The 18,823-nt window shown below is 64.1% G+C and carries 22 protein-coding genes and 1 pseudogene; 12 read left to right on the top strand and 11 right to left on the bottom strand.

Going from position 1 to position 18,823, the window contains the following annotated elements:
• Both Q319_RS27340 and Q319_RS0117705 read left to right on the top strand, forming a co-directional pair.
• Positions 1-297: pseudogene (locus Q319_RS27340) on the top strand (IS4 family transposase); the annotation flags it as partial.
• A gap of 281 nt (positions 298-578) precedes the next feature.
• Entirely contained in the window at positions 579-1,505 is a 927-nt protein-coding gene (locus Q319_RS0117705) for a LysM peptidoglycan-binding domain-containing protein (RefSeq protein ID WP_081846137.1), read from the top strand.
• Positions 1,506-1,568: 63 nt separating this feature from the next.
• On the opposite strand, the gene Q319_RS0117700 is transcribed toward Q319_RS0117705, so the two are convergent.
• The 8 genes from Q319_RS0117700 to Q319_RS0117665 form a co-directional block, all read right to left on the bottom strand.
• The gene (locus Q319_RS0117700; protein ID WP_029483788.1) at positions 1,569-2,201 is read right to left on the bottom strand and encodes a class I SAM-dependent methyltransferase; all 633 of its coding nucleotides are present in this window, start codon (positions 2,199-2,201) and stop codon (positions 1,569-1,571) included.
• Positions 2,201-3,157 (bottom strand): NAD(P)/FAD-dependent oxidoreductase, encoded by a 957-nt coding sequence (locus Q319_RS0117695; RefSeq protein WP_034415660.1) that lies wholly within the window; start codon positions 3,155-3,157, stop codon positions 2,201-2,203. Before Q319_RS0117695 ends, Q319_RS0117700 begins: the two co-directional genes overlap by 1 nt.
• On the bottom strand, positions 3,147-3,608 hold the full coding sequence (locus Q319_RS0117690; protein WP_029483786.1) for an RrF2 family transcriptional regulator: 462 nt from the start codon (positions 3,606-3,608) through the stop codon (positions 3,147-3,149). Before Q319_RS0117690 ends, Q319_RS0117695 begins: the two co-directional genes overlap by 11 nt.
• A 580-nt stretch (positions 3,609-4,188) precedes the next feature.
• Positions 4,189-5,475: an MFS transporter gene (locus Q319_RS0117685; RefSeq protein ID WP_211252385.1), complete on the bottom strand. Its 1,287-nt coding sequence runs from the start codon at positions 5,473-5,475 to the stop codon at positions 4,189-4,191.
• A 57-nt stretch (positions 5,476-5,532) separates the two neighbouring features.
• Positions 5,533-6,480 carry an ABC transporter substrate-binding protein gene (locus tag Q319_RS0117680; RefSeq protein WP_029483784.1) on the bottom strand — a complete coding sequence of 316 codons (948 nt, stop codon included), beginning with the start codon at positions 6,478-6,480 and terminating at the stop codon, positions 5,533-5,535.
• Positions 6,477-7,277: a heme ABC transporter ATP-binding protein gene (locus tag Q319_RS0117675; RefSeq protein ID WP_051655521.1), complete on the bottom strand. Its 801-nt coding sequence runs from the start codon at positions 7,275-7,277 to the stop codon at positions 6,477-6,479. Before Q319_RS0117675 ends, Q319_RS0117680 begins: the two co-directional genes overlap by 4 nt.
• Positions 7,274-8,338 carry a FecCD family ABC transporter permease gene (locus tag Q319_RS0117670; RefSeq protein WP_029483782.1) on the bottom strand — a complete coding sequence of 355 codons (1,065 nt, stop codon included), beginning with the start codon at positions 8,336-8,338 and terminating at the stop codon, positions 7,274-7,276. The genes Q319_RS0117675 and Q319_RS0117670 overlap by 4 nt, the downstream gene beginning before the upstream one ends.
• A gap of 112 nt (positions 8,339-8,450) precedes the next feature.
• A complete protein-coding gene (locus Q319_RS0117665) occupies positions 8,451-8,696 on the bottom strand; it encodes a hypothetical protein (RefSeq protein ID WP_029483781.1) in 246 nt (81 codons plus the stop codon).
• A gap of 188 nt (positions 8,697-8,884) precedes the next feature.
• Here Q319_RS0117665 and Q319_RS27335 point away from each other — a divergent pair, with 188 nt between their 5' ends.
• A complete protein-coding gene (locus Q319_RS27335; RefSeq protein WP_156039433.1) occupies positions 8,885-9,088 on the top strand; it encodes a hypothetical protein in 204 nt (67 codons plus the stop codon).
• Here Q319_RS27335 and Q319_RS0117655 read toward each other — a convergent pair.
• Positions 9,078-9,506 carry a hypothetical protein gene (locus Q319_RS0117655; RefSeq protein ID WP_156039432.1) on the bottom strand — a complete coding sequence of 143 codons (429 nt, stop codon included), beginning with the start codon at positions 9,504-9,506 and terminating at the stop codon, positions 9,078-9,080. The genes Q319_RS27335 and Q319_RS0117655 overlap by 11 nt on opposite strands.
• Before the next feature lie 31 nt (positions 9,507-9,537).
• Between Q319_RS0117655 and Q319_RS0117650 the strand changes: the two genes are divergently transcribed.
• The 9 genes from Q319_RS0117650 (at position 9,538) to mntC (ending at position 16,819) form a co-directional block, all read left to right on the top strand.
• Positions 9,538-10,593, top strand: coding sequence for a CobW family GTP-binding protein (locus Q319_RS0117650; RefSeq protein WP_029483778.1), 1,056 nt, complete (start codon positions 9,538-9,540; stop codon positions 10,591-10,593).
• Entirely contained in the window at positions 10,590-11,795 is a 1,206-nt protein-coding gene (locus tag Q319_RS0117645; RefSeq protein ID WP_029483777.1) for a GTP-binding protein, read from the top strand. The genes Q319_RS0117650 and Q319_RS0117645 overlap by 4 nt, the downstream gene beginning before the upstream one ends.
• 11 nt (positions 11,796-11,806) lie before the next feature.
• Entirely contained in the window at positions 11,807-12,658 is an 852-nt protein-coding gene (locus tag Q319_RS0117640) for a metal ABC transporter substrate-binding protein (RefSeq protein ID WP_162178670.1), read from the top strand.
• 137 nt (positions 12,659-12,795) lie between these two features.
• Entirely contained in the window at positions 12,796-13,953 is a 1,158-nt protein-coding gene (locus Q319_RS0117635) for an outer membrane protein assembly factor BamB family protein (RefSeq protein ID WP_051655520.1), read from the top strand.
• A 63-nt stretch (positions 13,954-14,016) separates the two neighbouring features.
• Positions 14,017-14,145, top strand: a complete 129-nt coding sequence (locus tag Q319_RS26415) for a GTP-binding protein (protein WP_081846134.1) — start codon at positions 14,017-14,019, stop codon at positions 14,143-14,145.
• A 4-nt stretch (positions 14,146-14,149) separates the two neighbouring features.
• Entirely contained in the window at positions 14,150-14,566 is a 417-nt protein-coding gene (locus Q319_RS0117630; protein WP_029483774.1) for a Fur family transcriptional regulator, read from the top strand.
• Positions 14,563-15,621: a CobW family GTP-binding protein gene (locus tag Q319_RS0117625; RefSeq protein WP_029483773.1), complete on the top strand. Its 1,059-nt coding sequence runs from the start codon at positions 14,563-14,565 to the stop codon at positions 15,619-15,621. The genes Q319_RS0117630 and Q319_RS0117625 overlap by 4 nt, the downstream gene beginning before the upstream one ends.
• 59 nt (positions 15,622-15,680) lie before the next feature.
• A complete protein-coding gene (gene rpmB, locus Q319_RS0117620) occupies positions 15,681-15,926 on the top strand; it encodes a 50S ribosomal protein L28 (protein ID WP_029483772.1) in 246 nt (81 codons plus the stop codon).
• A gap of 8 nt (positions 15,927-15,934) precedes the next feature.
• Positions 15,935-16,819, top strand: coding sequence for a manganese ABC transporter substrate-binding protein MntC (gene mntC, locus Q319_RS0117615; protein ID WP_029483771.1), 885 nt, complete (start codon positions 15,935-15,937; stop codon positions 16,817-16,819).
• 116 nt (positions 16,820-16,935) lie between these two features.
• Here mntC and Q319_RS0117610 read toward each other — a convergent pair whose 3' ends face one another.
• Both Q319_RS0117610 and Q319_RS0117605 read right to left on the bottom strand, forming a co-directional pair.
• Entirely contained in the window at positions 16,936-17,244 is a 309-nt protein-coding gene (locus Q319_RS0117610; protein WP_029483770.1) for a hypothetical protein, read from the bottom strand.
• A partial coding sequence (locus Q319_RS0117605; protein WP_029483769.1) for a PhoX family protein occupies positions 17,241-18,823 on the bottom strand: 1,583 nt, incomplete at its 5' end. The genes Q319_RS0117605 and Q319_RS0117610, both read right to left, overlap by 4 nt.

The raw sequence follows: 18,823 nt of genomic DNA, 5'->3' as shown, positions 1-18,823 counted from the left end.
ACGTTCAGCAGCATGAAGTCGCGTGGCTTTGACCTGGAACGGTCAGCGGTGACCCACGCTGACCGATTAGAGCGGTTGTTTGGACTGGTCACGCTGGCCTGGGTGTGCTGTCTGCGGGTGGGCGTCTGGATGAATGCGTCCAAACCAATTCCAGTCAAAGCGCATGGTCGTCGCGCAGTCAGCGTGGTCCAGTATGGCTGGCAATATCTGGCGAGAGCGCTGAGATGGGATCACCCACAGGCCGAAATATACTTCGGCCTCTTAAATCAACCTTTCTCCGCACCCAGCGCCACTTAAACGCAAGTTGTCCGGTACTGAATCCCTGGCGTTGGGCTTGCCCTTGTACGCGTCTGAGGAAATATTCATCGGCATGATGCCGTCGGTCAGGGTGACGCTAGGAACTTTGCCCAGTTACCGGGTGAATTTTTCAAACCAGCGTTCCAGATTCAGGCCATGATCAGATCGCTGGGGGTAGGCTGCCAACCCTGGATCTCCGCGCCAGGTTTGGCGATAGATACCACCTTGAGTTGATCACCCGCAACGTTGCAGACCATATTTGCCAGGTTATGGTGTGTGCAATGATCGAGCAAACACTGAAGCCGCCCAGGGTTATCCTGCCCCTGCGGCGCTGGATACTGGGTGCGGTCCTGCTCTCCCTGACCGGCACTGCCGCTGGAGTAGCCTCTGCGGCGCAGACCCATACGGTCAGAAGCGGCGACACGCTGTCTCAGGTGGCGAGGAACGCGGGGACCTCGGTGGCGGCCCTGCTCAAGCTTAACGGCTTGACTGGAACGACGCTGCAACCAGGGCAGGTCATTCGGCTGGGTCCAGCATCGGTTTCGCCCGTGCAGCCGGTCCAGAAATTGCCCCCTCTGCCCGCCGCCACGCCGCGCCCCAATTCGGTGCGGGTCAGTGGCCCGAAAAAGTGGGCAACCCCGCCCCCGGCCACCGTCACCAGTTTTATCGGCTGGGCGCTGCCTGGCGCGGATTCGCCGTTCGGCAATGAACTGCCAGTGCGAACGTATCTGCCCGGCCTGGGCTTCAGCATGCAGACCTACAACAATTGCGGTCCCAGTGCGCTGTCCGCAGTACTGGGCTTTTTCAAGGTGAACATCGGCCAGAACGTCATCCAGCGCACGGCCCGCCCGAACGGCGGCTATATGCAGATCAGTGCCATTGCCCCGGAGTTGCGAAAGTTCAAGCTCCGCACGCTGGCGGTGCGCGGCGGGCAACTGTCACAGGTCAAGCGGCTGCTAGCGCTGGGCATTCCGGTGATCGTGTTGCAGTGGTACGAGTACCCCGGCCAGGTGCCGCATTTCCGCGTGGTACGCGGTTACGACGATCAGGCCGGGCTGGTGTGGGTCAGTGACAGCATGGTGGGGCCGCTGGCGTATATGAGTTACCACAGCTTCAACGCGCTGTGGAACACCCAGTCCCGCCAGATGTTTCCCGTGTACCCGGAGGGCTACGACAAACTGGTGCGGCGGCTGGTCGGTCAAGGCTGATGAGAACGCCTTGAGGCCCGTGGCACGGATTGGCAGTCATTAGACCGGAAGATGTTTCGGTGGTCATGGCTGTCGCCTGAGCGCGATGATGATGTCCTTGACGGTGGCTGCCCTGCCGTCTGGTCCGGTCAGTTCCCGTTCGGGAGCGCCCAGAAAGTCGGTGTTCCAGCCGTCCAGATTCAGGCCGATGCTGTCCAGCGCTTCCTGTGGTTCAGGAAAGACGATCTCTTCCTGTTTCCAGGCCCAGGGCAGCACAGAGGCGTGTGTCACGATCAGGAGCAGCCCGCCGGAAGCCACAGCGTCAGCGGCCTGTTTCAAGACCTGAGCGCGTGAAAGATGCATGGGCGATTCTAGATACAGCGCGTAGACCAGATCAAACTGGCCTGCGGGGAAGCTCTGGCTCAGGTCATGCTGCCCAAAATGGGTGCGCTCCGAAACTCCGGCATCGGCGGCGTGACCAGCAGCCCGCTCCAGCGCAGTGCTGGAAATGTCTGCGCCCGTGACCTGCCAGCCCTGCTGCGCCAGCCATACGGCGCTGTTGCCCTCACTACAGCCGAGGTCCAGGGCCGTGCCAGTGGGGAGAGACTCAGCAAACTGCTTCAGAATGGCGTTGGGCCGTCCCGTCCAGGGCTTTGCCCCTTTCTGATACCAGTCTTCCCAGAATTGCCGGGCTTCATTGGGGGTGTCGTTGCCCATCAGTCTGAGGCCACTTTTTCTGACACGTCTTTCCCCAGCGCTTCCAACGGCCCGAAGATCAGCGACTGGTGCAGGCAGGCTCCTGCGAAGACGCCATCGGCAGCGGCCATGCTGGCGTTGGACATCCGCAGCGTGATGTCGCCCGCCGCGTAGACGCCCGGCACGGTGGTCTGTTTGAACATATCCACCGCAAGCAACGGCCCCTGCATCCCTTCCTCGGTGGCGCAGCCCAGTTGGCCCGCGATGTCACTGGCAAAGCGGATGCGTGACCCCAGAAACAGAGCGGCCAGCGGAATCAGACGGCCATCTTCTAAACGAACGCCACTCAGGGCCGGAGAATCTCCCTCCAGCGTCGTCACCAATCCGGTTTCAATCTTTACACCGCGCTCGGTCAACTTCGCCAGGATCACGTCGTCCGGCGGTGGCTGGCCGTTCAGGAAAAAGGTCACAGGCCCCCAGTCCGAGATCAGCAAGACTTGATGGGTGGACAGCGGACCGACATTCAGCACACCCAACTGTTCACCCTTGACCTCGTAGCCGTGGCAGTACGGACAATGCAGGGCGGTGATGCCCCAGCGCTCCTCCAGACCAGAAACGTCCGGCAAGATGTCCACCACGCCGTAGGCCAGCAGCAACTTTTGGGCGTGCAGCGTCTCGCCCCTTGCAGTGGTCACGCTGAAGCTGTCGTCTTCCCGGCTGGCGATGGTGGCCCGCGTGTCCAGGAAGGTGACATTCGGGTAGCGGGCGAGGTCCGCCCGTGCCTGCGCGATCATCTGGCGCGGGGCCTGGCCGTCCTGCCCAAAGAAGCCGTGCGAGTGGGCGGCAAAGCGGTTGCGCGGCTGGCCACTGTCCAAAATGCAGACCGGGCGGCCACTGCGGGCGATCTGCATCGCGCCAGAGAGTCCAGCGTAGCTGCCGCCAATGACTAAAGCGTCAAAACTTGGTTTAGATGGCATGGGGGTTCTCTTGGTTCGTGCTGGCGTAGACCTTGACGCGTTCACCAAAGTCGGTGGAGAGGGCGGAAAGGGTCAGGGTGCCCAGTTGTGCGGTGATGAGGGCTTCGGCTTCCTGAAAGGCGTCGTTCAGGGCCACGTTGACAGCCTGCTCAATCAGACAGATTGGCGTGTCGCAGCGGTTGCCCATCGCGAAGAGTCGGGGTGAGCCAAGCGCGCGGTACACGTCCAGCATGGTGGTCTGCTCGGGGTCACAGCTCAGCCGCCAGCCGCCACCGTGGCCCTTTTCGGAGGTGACCAGTCCGGCGTCGCGTAGCCCGGCCATCGTGCGGCGCACGACGACGGGATTGGAGTTCATGGCGGTAGCCAGCTTCTCGGAAGGAATGGCGTGCGCGCTGTCCATCAGGTGAAGCAGCAGGTGAAGCACACTGGAAAGTCGGCTGTCTAAATTCATGACACATCGAATGTTGCATGAAAGAGCAGGCGTGTCAAGCTGGGTCTTTCGCTGAAAGACCGAAGGATCGACTTGAAGTTCGTTGGAAGTATCGGTGGCCAGGATGACGCTGGGCCCCGCCCGCAGATAGGGTACCGTGCGCTTCTGGACCAGCAGCAGGCCAGGACGAGCAGGGGCGTTACCAGTCCTCCCCAGGCGCGGCGAAGGCCGTATTTCGTTTTCCTCGCTCCGCCCGGATTGCACCGTTTTCACAAACGATTCAAGTCGGTTTCAGTATGGCCTGGCAGTCATGGAGTCCACCAAAATCCAGGGGCAATGGCTTTCCAGTGCTGACATGCTCGCTGGACGCCTGCGGGGTAACGGTGCCGAAGAGCCTGACGAATCTATTGGCCAACCCTCCCGCCCCCGCTTTTTGGTGGACTCACTTCTAGCCCCCGGATTTTGATGCGCTCCACCAAATTCTGGGGGTTAGGAGCAACGTAATTCAGGGGGCGTCGCTCGAGGAGTCGCATTGGGTACGCCTTATCATGTGGCCACATTGCCTCGGGATGGTGCGGCCCCTGCTTTTTGCGGCCCTCCTTCAGGGGTCGGGAACCGTGGCTGCGGGGATCTCGCCGCCTGGCTCTGCCTGCGCCCCAGAACGGCGCAGGGGTGAGGCCCACGCAAGCAGCGCGGCCACGCTCGCCACCCCCACCGCACCGAGGTAGACCCCACGCACTCCCCAGTCTTCAGCCAGCAGGCCGCCAGCCAGCGCCCCGAAGGGCGAGCCGCCCCACGCCAGCATGCGGCCTGCCGCGTTCACCCGGCTTTGTAGCCCGTCAGGCGTGACCCGCTGTCGTAGGCTGATGCCGTTGATCACCACGATGGTGTAGACCGCGTTCCATACGAACAGCGCGGGCAAAGCCCACACCACGCCCGGCGCAAGTACCACCCCTAGCAGTGCCAGCGGGTGCAGCGTAAAGCCCGCCAGCGATACCCAGCCCGGCGCAAAGCGCTTCAGGCGTGGTAGCAGCAAACTCGCCGCGAGCGAGCCGAGCGCCATCGCGGTGTACAGCCACCCCAGCCGGACATCGGTGGCCTCCAGCCCCAGGCCGCGCACCGCATACACCACCAGCAGGCCCGTCACACCACCGCCCACGAAACTGAGGGTAAAGCCCAGTAGCGTGAGGGGCCGCACCAGCGGGTGCGCCCACAGGAAGCGCAGGCCCTCACGGATGTCGGCCAGCAGCCGTCGTGCGACCGGGGTGCCAGGCGAGTCGGGGGCGCGTGCCACGTTAAAAGCGCGGGGAATCAGCGCCAGCGCCACGCCCGAGACGAGGTAACTCAGGCTGTCCACACCCAGAGCAGAGGCGGGTCCGATCATCGCCACCAGCACCCCGGCCACTGCTGGACCCGCGACGGCCACGACCGTTTCGGCAGACCAGGTGAGGCTGTTGGCCTCGGTGATGCGCTCTCGGCCCACCAGAGCGGGCAACGCCCCGAAGCTCGCCGCGTCAAACCATACGAACAGGGTGGCCGACAGGGCGGCCACCACGTACAGGTGCGGCAGCGTCAGGAGGCCTAGCCCCGCCGCGACCGGCACGCTGGCCAGCAGCGCGGCGTTGAGCAGGTCGCATATCACCATCAGCCGCTTGCGGTCGGTCCGGTCCGCGACTGCCCCGGCCAGCAAGCCAAACAACAGGTAAGGCACAACCCCCAGGGCGGTCAGCAGGGCCGTTTGCAAGGGCGAGCCAGTGAGCCGGAAGACCAGGACCGGCAGCGCGACAATGGTGAGCGTCGAGCCAAAGGTCGAAACGACCCGTGCGAACCAGAAGCGCCGGAATGACGCGTCCCACCACAGAGAGGGCGGGGCAGGGGGCGAGGTCACGCTGACTTTCTCTCTTCCGCTGGAGACCCAGTGAACATGGCCCCGGTCACAGCGTTCCTACCTCCGAAATGCTTCTGGGTGTAGCCCACGCGCGAGCCGCTCCACGCCCAGGTGACTGCGCACACCCGGATTCACCAGTTCGTACGCCACGGCCACTACCCGTTTATTTTTGGCGGCCTTGCTGTTCGGGAAGGTACGCAGCAGGAAATCCATTGCCTGTTTTTCGTTGCCCTCCGCCGACAGAATCACGAAAGCGTCGAAGTCGCGTACTGCAATTTCCTCCACGCTGAGCTGCGCGTAGATGTCCTTCAGGTCGCCAAAGACGTTTACCGCGCCCGCCAGTTTCAAGACGTTGTCGTAGGGGCCGGGGCCGTACACGCCGACCGGTCCCTCACCGTCCGAGTACATCATCACGCGCACGGGTGGACGGCCTGCCACACGCGCCCGCACCCCCGCAACCGTCTTGCTCATGTCGGCCACCACCGCTCTGGCACGGCTTTCCACGCCGAAAATACGCCCGAGGTTGTTTAGATCGGTGTAGATGTCCTCGAATTTGGCCCCTACCCGACCGCCGCCGCACTTGGCCGTCAGGGTATAGAGTTGCGCGCCCGCCGCTCTCAACTCCGCCTGAGTCGCATTGCCTTTCTTGCCATCGTAGGCCGAGTTGGGCTGGTTGTCGAACACGAAGTCCGGGCGCAGCGACAGCGTGATTTCCTTGGGCAGGCGGTAATTCGCGCCGATGCGGTTGAGCTTCGTGTAGGCCGTTTGCAAGTCGGCGGGCATGGCTTCCCCGAAGTTCGCCGCGCCGACGATCCGGTCGCCGAGACCGAGGCGCAGCATCAGCTCGGTGGTGACCGAGTACGTGGTGATGACGCGCTGCGGCGCCTGGGCAAAGGTCAGCGCCTGACCGCAGTTGTTGACCTTGACCGGGGACGGGTTTTGCGCGTGGGCACCCATGCTGGCGAGCAGGATGAAGCTGAGTGAGACAAGACGGGTGGTATTCATAAGACCTCCGGTGGTGCGAGAGAGACAGCGCGTTGAAGCGGAAAAAATGAAAGGTGGTGTCGGGCTGTGACCGGGTGGCGCGACACCACCACGTCCACCCGGTACACCTGCCGGAGCAGTTCGGGCGTGAGCACGTCCTGCGGCGCGCCGCAGGCGACCAGCCGACCCGCGTCGAGCAGGTACAGGCGGTCGCAGTACGCAGCAGCGAGGTTGAGATCGTGCAGCGTCACGAGGATGGTCAACTTGAGCGAACGCAGCAGTTCGAGCAGTTCAAGCTGGTGGTGGATGTCGAGGTGGTTGGTGGGTTCGTCCAGCACGAGCAGCTTCGGTTCCTGCGCGAGCGCCCGCGCGACCATTACACGCTGCTTTTCGCCGCCGGAAAGGGTGGCGAAGTCGCGCTGGGCGAACGCTTGCAGGTCCACCCGCGCTAGCGCTCCGCGCACGATGCTGGCGTCCTGCGGCGTATCGCGTGCGAAGGCCCCCTTGTGCGGCGTGCGGCCCATCTCCACGACTTCCGACACCGTGAACTCAAACTCTGGGGCAGCTTCCTGCGCGACCACAGCAACCCGGCGCGCCGCCTCCCGTGGGGGAAGCCGCCACAGGTCGTCTGTGCCGAGCGTGACGCGGCCCGCGACTGGGCGCAGCATCCGGTACACGGTGCGCAGCAAGGTGCTTTTGCCGCTGCCGTTCGGACCGATCAGGCCCACGATTTCACCGGCCTGCACATGGAGCGTCACGTCGTCCACGATGCGCCGCGCGCCGAGATCGGCCCCCACGCTGCTGAGGTCGAGCTTCACAGGGTCTCCCGGCGATTGCGCCGCAGCAGCCACACGAAGAACGGCCCGCCGAACACGGCGGTGACGATACCGACCGGCAGTTCGGTGGGCGCGATGACAACCCGCCCCAGCACATCGCAGGTCACCAGGAAGGCCGCGCCCAGCAAAGCGCAAAGTGGCAGAACCCGGCGGTGGTCGCTGCCGGTCAGCAGCCGCGCGACGTGCGGAATCATTAAGCCCACAAAGCCGATGGCCCCTGACACCGCCACCGACACCCCGACTAGCAGGGCGGTGAGCAAGAACAGCTCCAACCGAAAGCGCTGAACGTTCACACCGAGGCTGATAGCGCCTTCCTCGCCGTTGAGCAGCGCGTTCATGGCGCGGGCACGGGCCAGCAGCCACCCAGTAGCGAGCAGTAGCGCCACGCTGGGTACGCCGAGGTAAGACCACTGCGCGCCGCCGAAGCTGCCTGCCAGCCAGGTCAGGACGCTGCCGAGTGGATTGTCCGGCCCGGCGGCGCGCAGCACCAGAAAACTTGTGACGGCGGACAGCACGTACCCGGCGGCCACGCCCGACAGCACCAGCCGCAGGGGCGTGACCCGCCCGCCACTCTGCGCGAGGGCGTATACGGCGAGGGTGGTGAGGGCCGCGCCCGTAAACGCCGCGAAGGGCAACGGCAGCCCACCCGTCACGGCACCGCCCAGGGTAAGAGACGCCACGGCGGCGACACTCGCGCCGCCCGAAATACCGAACACGTACGGGTCCGCCAGGGCATTGCGCGCCACCGCCTGCAACACCGCGCCCGACACAGCGAGCGCCGCACCAACCAGGGCCGCGAGCAGGGCGCGCGGCGCGCGGAACGTCCACACGATCTGGTCGTCCACCGGCGTCCACGTGACCGGCCCGACGCCGAAAATATGGTGTGCCGCGATGCGCGCGACCCGCTCAATGGGAAGATGGACAGCCCCCAGCGAGACTGAGGTCAGCACCGCGAGGATCAGCAGGACCGACACGGCGACCACGAGCAGACCGAAGGTTGCGGCGCGCGAACGTCGTGGCCTGTCATGCGCGGCGTTCAGCATAGAGGCGTCCCGGCGCATCATGGTCGCCGCGCCAGGTACAGGGTGAAATTCCCAGTAGCGTGCAACTGGGCGACAGAGTCCTGACGCGCCCGCATGGATTCCGCGTCGTCAGTCACACAGTCCTCTTGAGCGCCCGCACGTCCCGGCGACTCAGCAGGGCGGCGGTGGCAAGGACGGTGCGGGCCAGGGTGGACATGGTGTTCTCCTTGAACTCGAAGGGGGGTGAAGGGGCGGGGGCTGGGGTGCAGCGGCGCGTCACCACTGCGGAAAGGCGGCGGGAAACGTCTGCCAGTTTGCCCGCCCCCAGAAAGCCAGACAGAACCGTAACAATCAGGGGACGTTCCAGGGATGCAGTCATAGGATCTCTTGGAAGCCACTCCCCTCGAGGGATCTATTGATAAACTATTCTCAATAAGGAGTCAAGTGCGCCGCCTCTTCTGCCTGTGGTCTTCGGTGCGTATCACGCTGACGGAGGGGCTAGACATCGCTGAGGATGACTCAGTTTTGCGCAGATGGAGATCAGCCTCGTCAATAGGAGGCACCATCATGACCCACCGCAGAATCCATTCCGCTGAATTCAAGCGAGACGCTGTTGGAGTCCACCAAAAAGCGGGGGCGGGAGGGTTGGCCAATAGATTCGTCAGGCTCTTCGGCACCGTTACCCCGCAGGCATCCAGCGAGCATTTCAGCACTGGAAAGCCATTGCCCCTGGATTTTGGTGGCCTCTATGACCTGACAGTCATGGACTGATCGTCACAGGCCGGACATAGTGCCGCCAGGCATCCAGCGAACGAGCCACCAGACGGGGCAGACGGTGGGTGACAAACTGCGACTGACGGTAAGCCTCGCCGAACTGGAGCGCCGTCCAGTCCTCGTGCGCTTGCAGAGCAGGCCGCATGAGCTGGCGGGCAAATTTTGCGGGAATGGGCCGTTCGTTCAGGGTGTAGCTCTGGGTGCGCCGGTTGAACCGCAACAGATCTGATTCCTGCCGGAGAGACAGGCCGGAACTGTGCAGGCTCAGGTGGTCCAGGACATAGGTGCTGCTGCCCTGGGACGCCGGACGTTTCTGAAAGCCGCGCAAGAGAAGATGGCCCTGCCGGGCGTCCAGGCCCAGCAGCCAGAACTGCACGGTCAGGGGACAGCGGGAACGAAGGTCAGTGTTTGTCATGTTATTGATAATGATATATCATTATGGATAGATGACCATTCCTGATTCTGTGACCCCCGCTGATCCCCGAATCCCCATCACCGTCATCGGCGGGTTTCTCGGCGCGGGCAAGACCACGCTGGTCAACCACCTGATCCGCAGCACTGCCGCACACTTTGCCCAGACCCTGCCGGGCCGCCGCATCGGCGTGATCGTCAACGAATTCGGCCAGACGGGCGTCGATGGCGGCCTGATCGAACGCCTCAGTGATCAGCCAGATGACATTCAGGAACTGACGGCTGGCTGCCTGTGCTGCACCGGGCGCGATGACCTGATCCGGGCGCTGGTCATCCTGGCGCAGCGCGGCCAGAGTGAGGGCGGCGCACCCGCACACGTTCTGATTGAACTGAGCGGCATTGCCGATCCCCTGCCCGTGCTGGAAACGCTGCTTGATCCGGATGTGCGGGCCATCTTCAGACTGGACAGCCTGATCACCGTGGTAGACGCCCGCAACTTGGCCCAGACCCTTCACGAAAACCCGGAGGGAGCCGCGCAGCTCCTCTACGCCACCACGGTGGTCATGAACAAGACCGATCTGGTCACGCCGCCCGACCTGAAGCAGATGCGGACACTGGTTCAGGCCCTCAATCCGCTGACACATCTTGTGGAGGCCCAGCATTCGGTCGTGGACGCCCTGGCGCTGCTCGGCACACACGGCTTCAGTGCCGACTGGACCATGCCCGCCTCCGCTGCCCAGACCGTTCATACCCGCGCCCTCAAGAGTTTCACCCTGGAAAGCAACACGCCGCTGTCCCTGGACGGCTGGTACACCCTGGTTCGGCGCATCACCTCCCGTCCAGGACAGGTATTGCGCGTCAAGGGCGAGGTGAGTCTGGAGGCCCATCCACAGCGCCTGACCCTGCACGCGGTTCGGGATCTGATCACGCTTGATCCCGGTCCTGAAGCGCGAACGGGCCAGACCCGTATCGTCATGATCGGACGTGACCTGGACGCCAACGAGGAACGTGCCGCCTTCGCCCGCCTGAGCAAACAGACACGGCGGATCCTGCGCCGCGTTCCGGCCAAGCCCAGCGGAGTGCGGCTGTGACGCCCCAGACCGCTGCCAAGCCGCTGCCTGTCACGGTGCTGTCTGGATTTCTGGGCGCTGGAAAAACCACCCTGCTCAACCACCTGCTGTCCAACACCAAGGGCCAGCGCCTGGCCGTCATCGTGAACGACATGAGCGAGGTCAATGTGGACGCCCAGCTCGTCCAGGCTGGACAGTTGGCGCTGGGCCACACCGAGGCGCGACTGGTCGAGATGAGCAACGGCTGTATCTGCTGCACCCTGCGCGAAGACCTGCTGATCGAGGTCGCCCGCCTAGCCCGCGAGGGACGCTTTGACGGAATACTGATTGAATCCAGCGGCATCAGCGAACCCCTGCCCGTGGCCGAAACATTTACTTTTGAAAGCGAGACCGGCCAGATTCTCAACGATATTGCCCGGCTTGATACTCTGGTGACGGTCGTGGATGGTGTGAATCTGCTGCTTGATCTGGGCCGTGCTGACGCCTTGCTTGAATGTGGTGTGGCTCTCGGCCCTGACGACAGCCGCACCCTCAACGATCTGCTGATGGATCAGATTGAATTTGCCAATGTGCTGGTCATCAACAAGACCGATCTGATGCCAGAGGCGGACATTGCCCGGCTTGAGGGCTTACTGGGGGGCTTAAACCGCGACGCGGTGTTGATCCGCGCAGAACATGGCCGCGTTTCGCCTGGGGCCGTGATGAACACCCATCTGTTTGACATAGACCGCGCCGCCGATGCACCCGGCTGGCTCCAGGAACTGCGCGGCGAACACCTGCCCGAAAGCGAGGAGTACGGCGTGCGCTCATTTGTGTACCGCTCGCGCCGCCCATTTCACCCACAGCGCTTTCACGGGGTCATTCATGGCGAGTTCTCCGGTGTCATCCGCAGCAAGGGCCATTTCTGGCTGGCGAGCCGTCCCGCGTTTGCCGGGGTGTGGAGTCAGGCGGGCGCGCTGGCAAACCTTGACCGTGCCGGACGCTGGTGGGCCGCTGTTCCCTCAGAGCGCTGGCCGCATTCCCCGGAGTTCTCGGCGTATCTGAAAGGCGTCTGGGATGACGGCACCGGGGACGCCCGCCAGGAACCGGTGTTCATCGGAACGGGCATAGACCAGCAGGCCATCAGCGCCCGGCTGGACGCCGCACTCCTCAGCGACACCGAAATGGCCGGGGGGCCGGAACACTGGGCCAGCTTTCCTGATCCATTTCCAAAGTGGGAGTGAAGTGGGGCCGGGTGCCACGGGCCGCCCTGCTCGCTGCCCTGATCGGCCTGAGTCTGACCGGCACCGCCGGGGCCGAACGTCTGAAAGTCATCGTTTCCTTCCAGCCGCTGTTTGATGTGGTCAGCCGCGTGGCCGCCGACGCCGCCGATGTGGAACGCGCCGCGCCGATTGGCAGCAGCCCCCACAATTTTGACCCGACGGTGCGGGACGTGACGCGTATCCGGGCGGCCCAGTTGGCCGTGATGGCCGGGCTGGGCGCAGACGCCTGGCTGGAGCGGTACGTGCAGTCCAGCGGCAGCCGCGCCCGTGTGCTGAAACTGGGCGATCAGATGACCTTTGTCCGCCTGCGCTCCGGGCGGTCTACCGATCCGCACTGGTGGCTGGATGCCAGCCTGATGGCCCAGGCCGCCCGCCTGATCGGCCAGGAACTCGCCGCGCTTGACCCGGCCCAGGCCGATACCTACCGCGCCGCCGCCGCCCGTGAATCCGCTGCGCTGATGGCCCTGCACCGCGAACTTCAGACCACCCTGAAACCCGTGCAGGGCGGCAAGCTGGTGACATTTCACAATGCTTTTGGCTACTTTGCCCGCGCCTACGGCTTGCGTGTGGCCGCCACCCTCGCGCCGCTTGAGGGCATTGAGGCCAGCCCGGCCCGCCTGGCAAGCGCGGTTGCCGTGATTCGTTCTCAGGGGGTCCGGGCGGTCTTCGCGGAGCCGCAATTGCCCCCCGGCCCAGCCCGCGCCGTCGCCGCCGAAACTGGCGTGCCACTGTACATCCTTGACCCGGAAGGCAGCGCCGCTACCCCCGGATATATCGCCATGATGCGTGCCAACCGCGACACCCTGCTCCGCGCCCTGCGCTGATATCTGCCCCTATCACCCACCTGCCGCCATCAACTTCGCTGGCCGCACCCCCACGGGAGCTGCGTAAGCCCAGCCCTGTCTGCCGCGCTGTACCCATACGGCCCTCCCCTCAAATCCAATTCACAAGGAGTTTCCCCATGATCCGTATCCGCACCCTGCTGACCCTGACCGCCGCCCTGAGCCTGAGCGCCCACGCAATCACCGCCGAACGCCTGATCGTCTCCGATGCCAAGACCAATGAGCTGAGCGTGATTGACGCGGCCAGTGGTCAACGCACCGCCCGTTTCTCCACGCCCGGCTCCCTGAGCGGGTTGTATACCGGCCCCGGCGGTACTCTGGGCTACGCCCTTCACCGAGACAGTGACCGTGTGACGGTGCTGGACGGTGGCCTGAGCAGCGTTGACCACGGCGATCACCGTGATCTGGTGGTTAAAGCGCCCCATATCCTTGCCACCCTGAACGTGGGACAGCAGCCCACCCACTTTTTCGCGCACGATGACCGCATCGCCATCTTCAATGATAAGAGCGGCACGGTGGCCGTGTTTGGCGAGACGCTGCTGGGCAAGACCAACGACATGAACGTTGTGACTGTTGCTCAGCCGGATCATGGTGCGCCCGCGATGCTCGGTGACGTGCTGCTCAGCGGCTCCTATCGCCTGAACCGCGTGGACGCCTACAGCCTGAAATCCGGCCAACTGCTCAAGACCCTGCCGGAGTCCTGCCCCGGCCTGCACGGTGAGGCTGTTCTAGGCGACGTGGCGTATTTCGGCTGCACCGACGGCGTCCTGGCCGTGACAGTTCAGGATCAGAACGTGACAGCCCGCAAGCTGACCAACCCCGCCGCGACGCCCGAGGGTACCCGCGTCGGCACGGTGGCCGCGCACAGCAAGAGTCCGGCGCTGTACGGCAACTTCGGCAAGGGTCTGGTGCGCTGGACGCCCCAGGACACGGCCCTGACCCCCGTTGCCCTGAGCGCCGCACCGCTGAAGTTCACCTTCGCGCCGGATGGACAGCGCCTGATGGTGCTGACCACCGACGGAACCCTGCACGCCCTGGACGCCCGCACGGGCCGCGTCCTGACCAGCGCACCCCTCGTCGCTCCATTTGACGCCGCCGATAAAGCAGCCGTGCGCCCCACCTTTGCCACGGGCAAATCCAGCATTTACCTGACCAGCCCCACCACCGCCGAGGTGCTGGACATCAGTATGGGTGATCTGAAAGTCACCCGCCGCCTTGAAGTCGGCGGCACGCCTGCCCTGCTGACGGTTGTGACGGCCACCGGAGAGCAGCACTAGCCGCCCCTCTCTTCCAGCCCATTCCTTGCTTCTTTATTGATAGTGGAATATCATTATCAATCTATGAACCCTCGCTCCCCTCCGTCCGTCCCCATTGCCGTGCTGTGCGGTTTTCTGGGGGCGGGCAAGACCACGCTGCTCGATCAGATCATCCGGCAGGCAAGCGGGCGCAAAGTTGCTGGGACAGGGTGAGGCGATGCTAAGGAAAACGATCCTTCATCGCCGGAGCCTGCCGCGTGACCGGATCATTGCCGTGCTGGACGAAGCCCCTGGCCCGCTGAAGGCCGACGAAGTCTGGGCGCTGGCCAGCGTGCACCGCCCCGGCCTGGGCATCGCTACCGTTTACCGCGTCCTCAAGCAACTGATGGCCGATGAACAGGTCAGGGCGGTGACGCTGTCCACCGGCACACAGTACGAGCGCTGCCCCGCTGGAGGCCACCCGCACGATCACCCACACTTCCTGTGCCGCCAGTGCCATGTGGCCTACGACCTACCCTCCGTCCTCTTTGAGCCTCAATCGCTGGCCGTCCCGTTTCAGATTGACGCTTACGAACTCACCCTGCACGGCCTGTGTCCGCAGTGTTTATCCACTCCACCGAGGATCAATATATGACCCAGTCCCCACACCCACCATCCATCCCCATCACCGTGCTGTGCGGTTTTCTGGGGGCGGGCAAAACCACGCTGCTCAATCAGATCATCCGGCAGGCAGGCGGGCGCAAAATTGCCGTGATCGTCAATGAATTCGGCGCGGTCAACATCGACGCCAGCCTGGTGGTCAAGACCGATGAGCAGATCACTGAGCTATCAGACGGCTGCATTTGCTGCACCCTGCGCGGCGATCTGCTGCTGGCGGTGGAAGACCTGCTCAACACCCGCGAGCTGGACGCCATCGTGATTGAGTCCACCGGCATTGGCGAGCCGCTGCCGATTGCCCAGAGCTTTTGCCTGACCCCTGAAGAGTTGGAGATTGAGCCGGAACCCGGCCAGGCAGCCATTCCCAACCTGCTGGGCCGGGTGCATGTGGACGCCATGATCACGGTGGTGGACAGCGCCCAGTTCTTTGACCTGTGGAACCGGCAGGAGGCCATTCCCGGCGACGACTTCGAGCGGGGTTTTGGCGAACTACTGGCCGAACAGCTTGAATTCGCCGACATCGTGGTGCTGAACAAGACCGATCTGGCCGCCCCGGATGACGTGCAGCAGTTGCGCGAACTGGTGGGCATTACCAACCCCCGCGCCCGCGTGCTGGACGCCCGGCAGGGTCAGGTGGCGGTGGAAGATGTGCTGGACGTGGGCCTGTTTGACTTTGAGCAGGCCAGCCAGATGGACATGTGGATGACCGAGCTGGAAAAGGAACACACCCCAGAGAGCGAGACCTACGGCCTGGGCACCCACATCTACCGCACCAGGCGGCCCTTTAATGGCGCGGCCCTTCAGCGTGTGCTGGTGGGCGGTCTGCCCAGAAACGTGATCCGCAGCAAAGGCTGGGTCAACCTGGGTGACGGCCTGGCAACCCTATGGAACCACACCGGGCGGCAACTGGCGCTGGAAACCGCCGGGGAATGGCATGATCCCGCCGAAGCCTTCAGCGAGATCGTCTTTATCGGACGCGATCTGGACGGGGCCGAGCTTGACCGCCTGCTGGAGGGGGCGGCGGCGCGTTGACATCCGCTCCCCTTTCTTTCGCACTTTTTTTCCCTCTCATCAGTTTAAAGGAGCCGTATATGAGCCGTGAATGTTATCTGACAGGCAAGAAGAATCTGGTTGTAAATAGTGTGATCCGGCGCGGCAAGGCGCGGGCGGCAGGCGGGGTGGGCCGCAAGGTCACGGGCGTCAGCAAGCGGGTGCAGAAGGCCAACCTGCAAAAGCGGACCATCCGCGAAGGTGGCGTGGTCAAGACTGTCTGGATCAGCGCCCACGCCCTTCGCACGCTGGTGCGCGGCGGCTTCAAGCAAGTGGAGCTGCTGTGAAGGGCCTGATGGTTCTGGGTCTCCTCGGTCTGGCGAGCGCCCAGGCTGCACCCCTGCAAGTCAGCGTGTCCAACAGCATCCTGGCCGACTTCGTGCGGAATGTGGGCGGGACGCGCGTGAGCATTAACGAGATCGTGCCAGCCGGAGGGGACTCGCACACCTTTCAACCCACAGCCAGCGTGATCCGGGGCCTGGCAGGAAGCCGGGTGATGTTCGTGAACGGCGCGGGGCTGGAGCCGTGGTTGCCGCAGGTGCAGGCCTCTGCGCCGTCCGTCCCGGTCCGCACGCTGACCAGCGGCCTGAAGCTGCGCGAGGGCGGCGAGGAAGAGGAAGGCGAGGAACACGCCGGGGAAGAACACAGCGACTTTGACCCCCATGCGTGGTGGGATCTGGGGCTGGCGGCAGGCTACGTGAAGAACGTCCAGAACACCCTGAGTGCGCTGGACCCAGCGGGCAAGGCAACCTATGCCAGCAACGCCGCCGCGTACATCAAAAAGTTAAATGAAGCCGACGCCTACGCCAAAAAGCAGTTTGCCACGCTGCCCGCCAGCCAGCGGCAGATCGTGACCAACCATGACGCACTCAATTACTTTGCCGCCCGTTACGGCCTCACGGTTGTCGGCACCGTGATTCCTGGCCTGAGTACCGAGCGGGAGCCGAGTGCGCGCGAGCTGGCGACGCTGGTCACGGCGGTCAAGCAGAGCGGCGTCAAGGTCATCTTCACCGAGAACATCGTGAATACCCGCCTGGCCGAGGCGCTGGCCAAGGAAACCGGCGCGAAAATCGCCCCACCGCTGTATACCGACGCGCTGGGGCCGAAAGGGAGCGCGGGCGAGACATTCCTGGGGGCATTCCAGGCCAATGTGAATGAAATGGTAGCTGCTCTGAAGTAGCGTCAGCACCGCCGCTTGACTCGCACTTTCTCTGAATCACACAGCAAAGCCTGCCCCGCGATTCGTACGGGGCTGGCTTCGGCTATTGGTCTCGGTGCTGGGTGCGTGCGCTGACGCTATGCCTGATCAGGCAGCCAGTCCCACTCATTCAGATAGGCCTTAAATTCGGCCAGCACGGCGCGGGCCTCGGTCTGTCCGGGGTCAGACAGGGCAGCGAGCCAGGCGTCGGCCCCGGCGTCTGGGAACGTGACGCTGAGGGCAGGGTCGCCCAGTTCGTCAATCATGGCCTCCAACCACGCCTCACAGCGGGCCTTGCGCCACGGCTGCTGACGGGTCAATTCATTAACGAAATCCTCGGCAGCGTCTGAAAAGCGGGCGGGGCGGCCCACGATCCACGGCGCACTGGAACGCGGCCAGAGGGTCATGCCGTCCAACCGGGGAAGCCCTCAATGGCCACCAGGGTGGGGCGGGGAACCTTGCTGCCCTGGGCCGCCCCAAAGTTGCTGGTCAGCTTGTCCAGGCTCTCGCTGTCCTCGCCGGGGTGCTGTACCGACAAAAACAGGGTTTTGCCGTCGGGCGAGAACACAGGCCCGGTCATCTCCGCATCTATAGGTCCGACGGCGAAGCGGTACGCCTTGCCCGCATTCGGCCCCTCGGTGGGAAAGAAGAACATGGCGTTGTTGCCGTGGTATTCCTTGATCGGGTTGGTGCCCAGGTCGCTGTTGTCCGTGACCATCCACAGGTTGCCGTAAGGATCGAACACCAGGTTGTCTGGGCTGGCAAAGCCGCTTTGTGGGCCGCCGTAGGCGAACACTTCCCACAGGAATTTCTCGGCGGTGAAGTCGCCCTTGTCCTCGCGGAATTTGATGATGTGGCCGAAGTAGTTGCCGTGCTTGCTGTTGTTGGTCAGCGCGGCATATACCTCGCCGGTGCGCGGGTGGATTTCAATGTCTTCCGGGCGGTCTACTGGCGTGCCGCCCACGGCCAGGGCGCTGGCGCGGGCGTCGGCCAGCACCTCGGCCTGACTGGCAAAGACAGGCTTGCCCGCGCTGTCCCTGGCCTCCTGCAACTTCTTGTTCCTGTCGTAGTCCAGCAGCACCCAGGTGCCATTGCCGAAATTGGCGACATACAGATCACCGTCGGCCATCAGGTCACGGTTGGCGGCGCGGTTGGCCGGGTTGTACCTGCCCCGGCTGACAAACTTGTAGATGCACGCGTCCTGCATGTCGTCGCCCATGTACGCCACCACCCGGCCATCCCCGGCCACCTTGACGGCGGCGTTCTCGTGGCGGAAGCGGCCCATCGCAGTACGCTTTTTGGGCATCCAGGCCGCGTCGAAGGGATCAATCTCGGTGACCCAGCCCTGGTGCATGGCCTCGTAGCCGCTGTCCGGCCAGGCTTTGGCGTAGCCGTCCACGTTTTCCTCGCAGGTCAGCAGCGTGCCCCACGGCGTCTGGCCGCCGGAGCAGTTGCCCACCGTCCCGCTGACCACGGTGGCCCCCTTGACGGGCGCAGTGCCGCGCACCGGCCCGGTCAGCTCAATCCTGGTCATGGCATCAATCCGTCGGTTGCGGGCGTCCGGCACCACTTTCCAGGTCTGGCCCTGCTTGCTGACCCGCACCACGCTGACGCCCACCGATTCCATTTCTTTCCTGATCTGGGCGGGGGTGCGCTCCGTGGTGTTGCCACCCACGAACAGGGGATTGACGTATTCGTGGTTGATGGTCAGCAGAGCGTCGGTGGCGCTCTGACCGCCCTCAAGCAGATCAGCCGGAAAGTAGCCGATGAAGTCGTGGTTAAAGCCTATCTCGCGGCCATCTGCCGTGAACGTCTCGCCCCAGGGGGCCAGCACCTGAAAGCGGTAGCCGGCTGGCAGGGTGATCGTGTCGGCGCGGGTGGGTTCGATGGGGCGGAAGGGAACCACCGTCTGCGGCCTGAGCCTGGTGGGATCGGCGTTGACGGGCGCGCCGTTGTTGGCCGCCGCCTGCGCGCCGCTGAACGTGA

Origin of the sequence: Deinococcus marmoris DSM 12784, assembly GCF_000701405.1 — a bacterium.
Lineage (GTDB): Bacteria > Deinococcota > Deinococci > Deinococcales > Deinococcaceae > Deinococcus > Deinococcus marmoris.
This window is presented reverse-complemented; position numbering and strand designations above follow the sequence as displayed.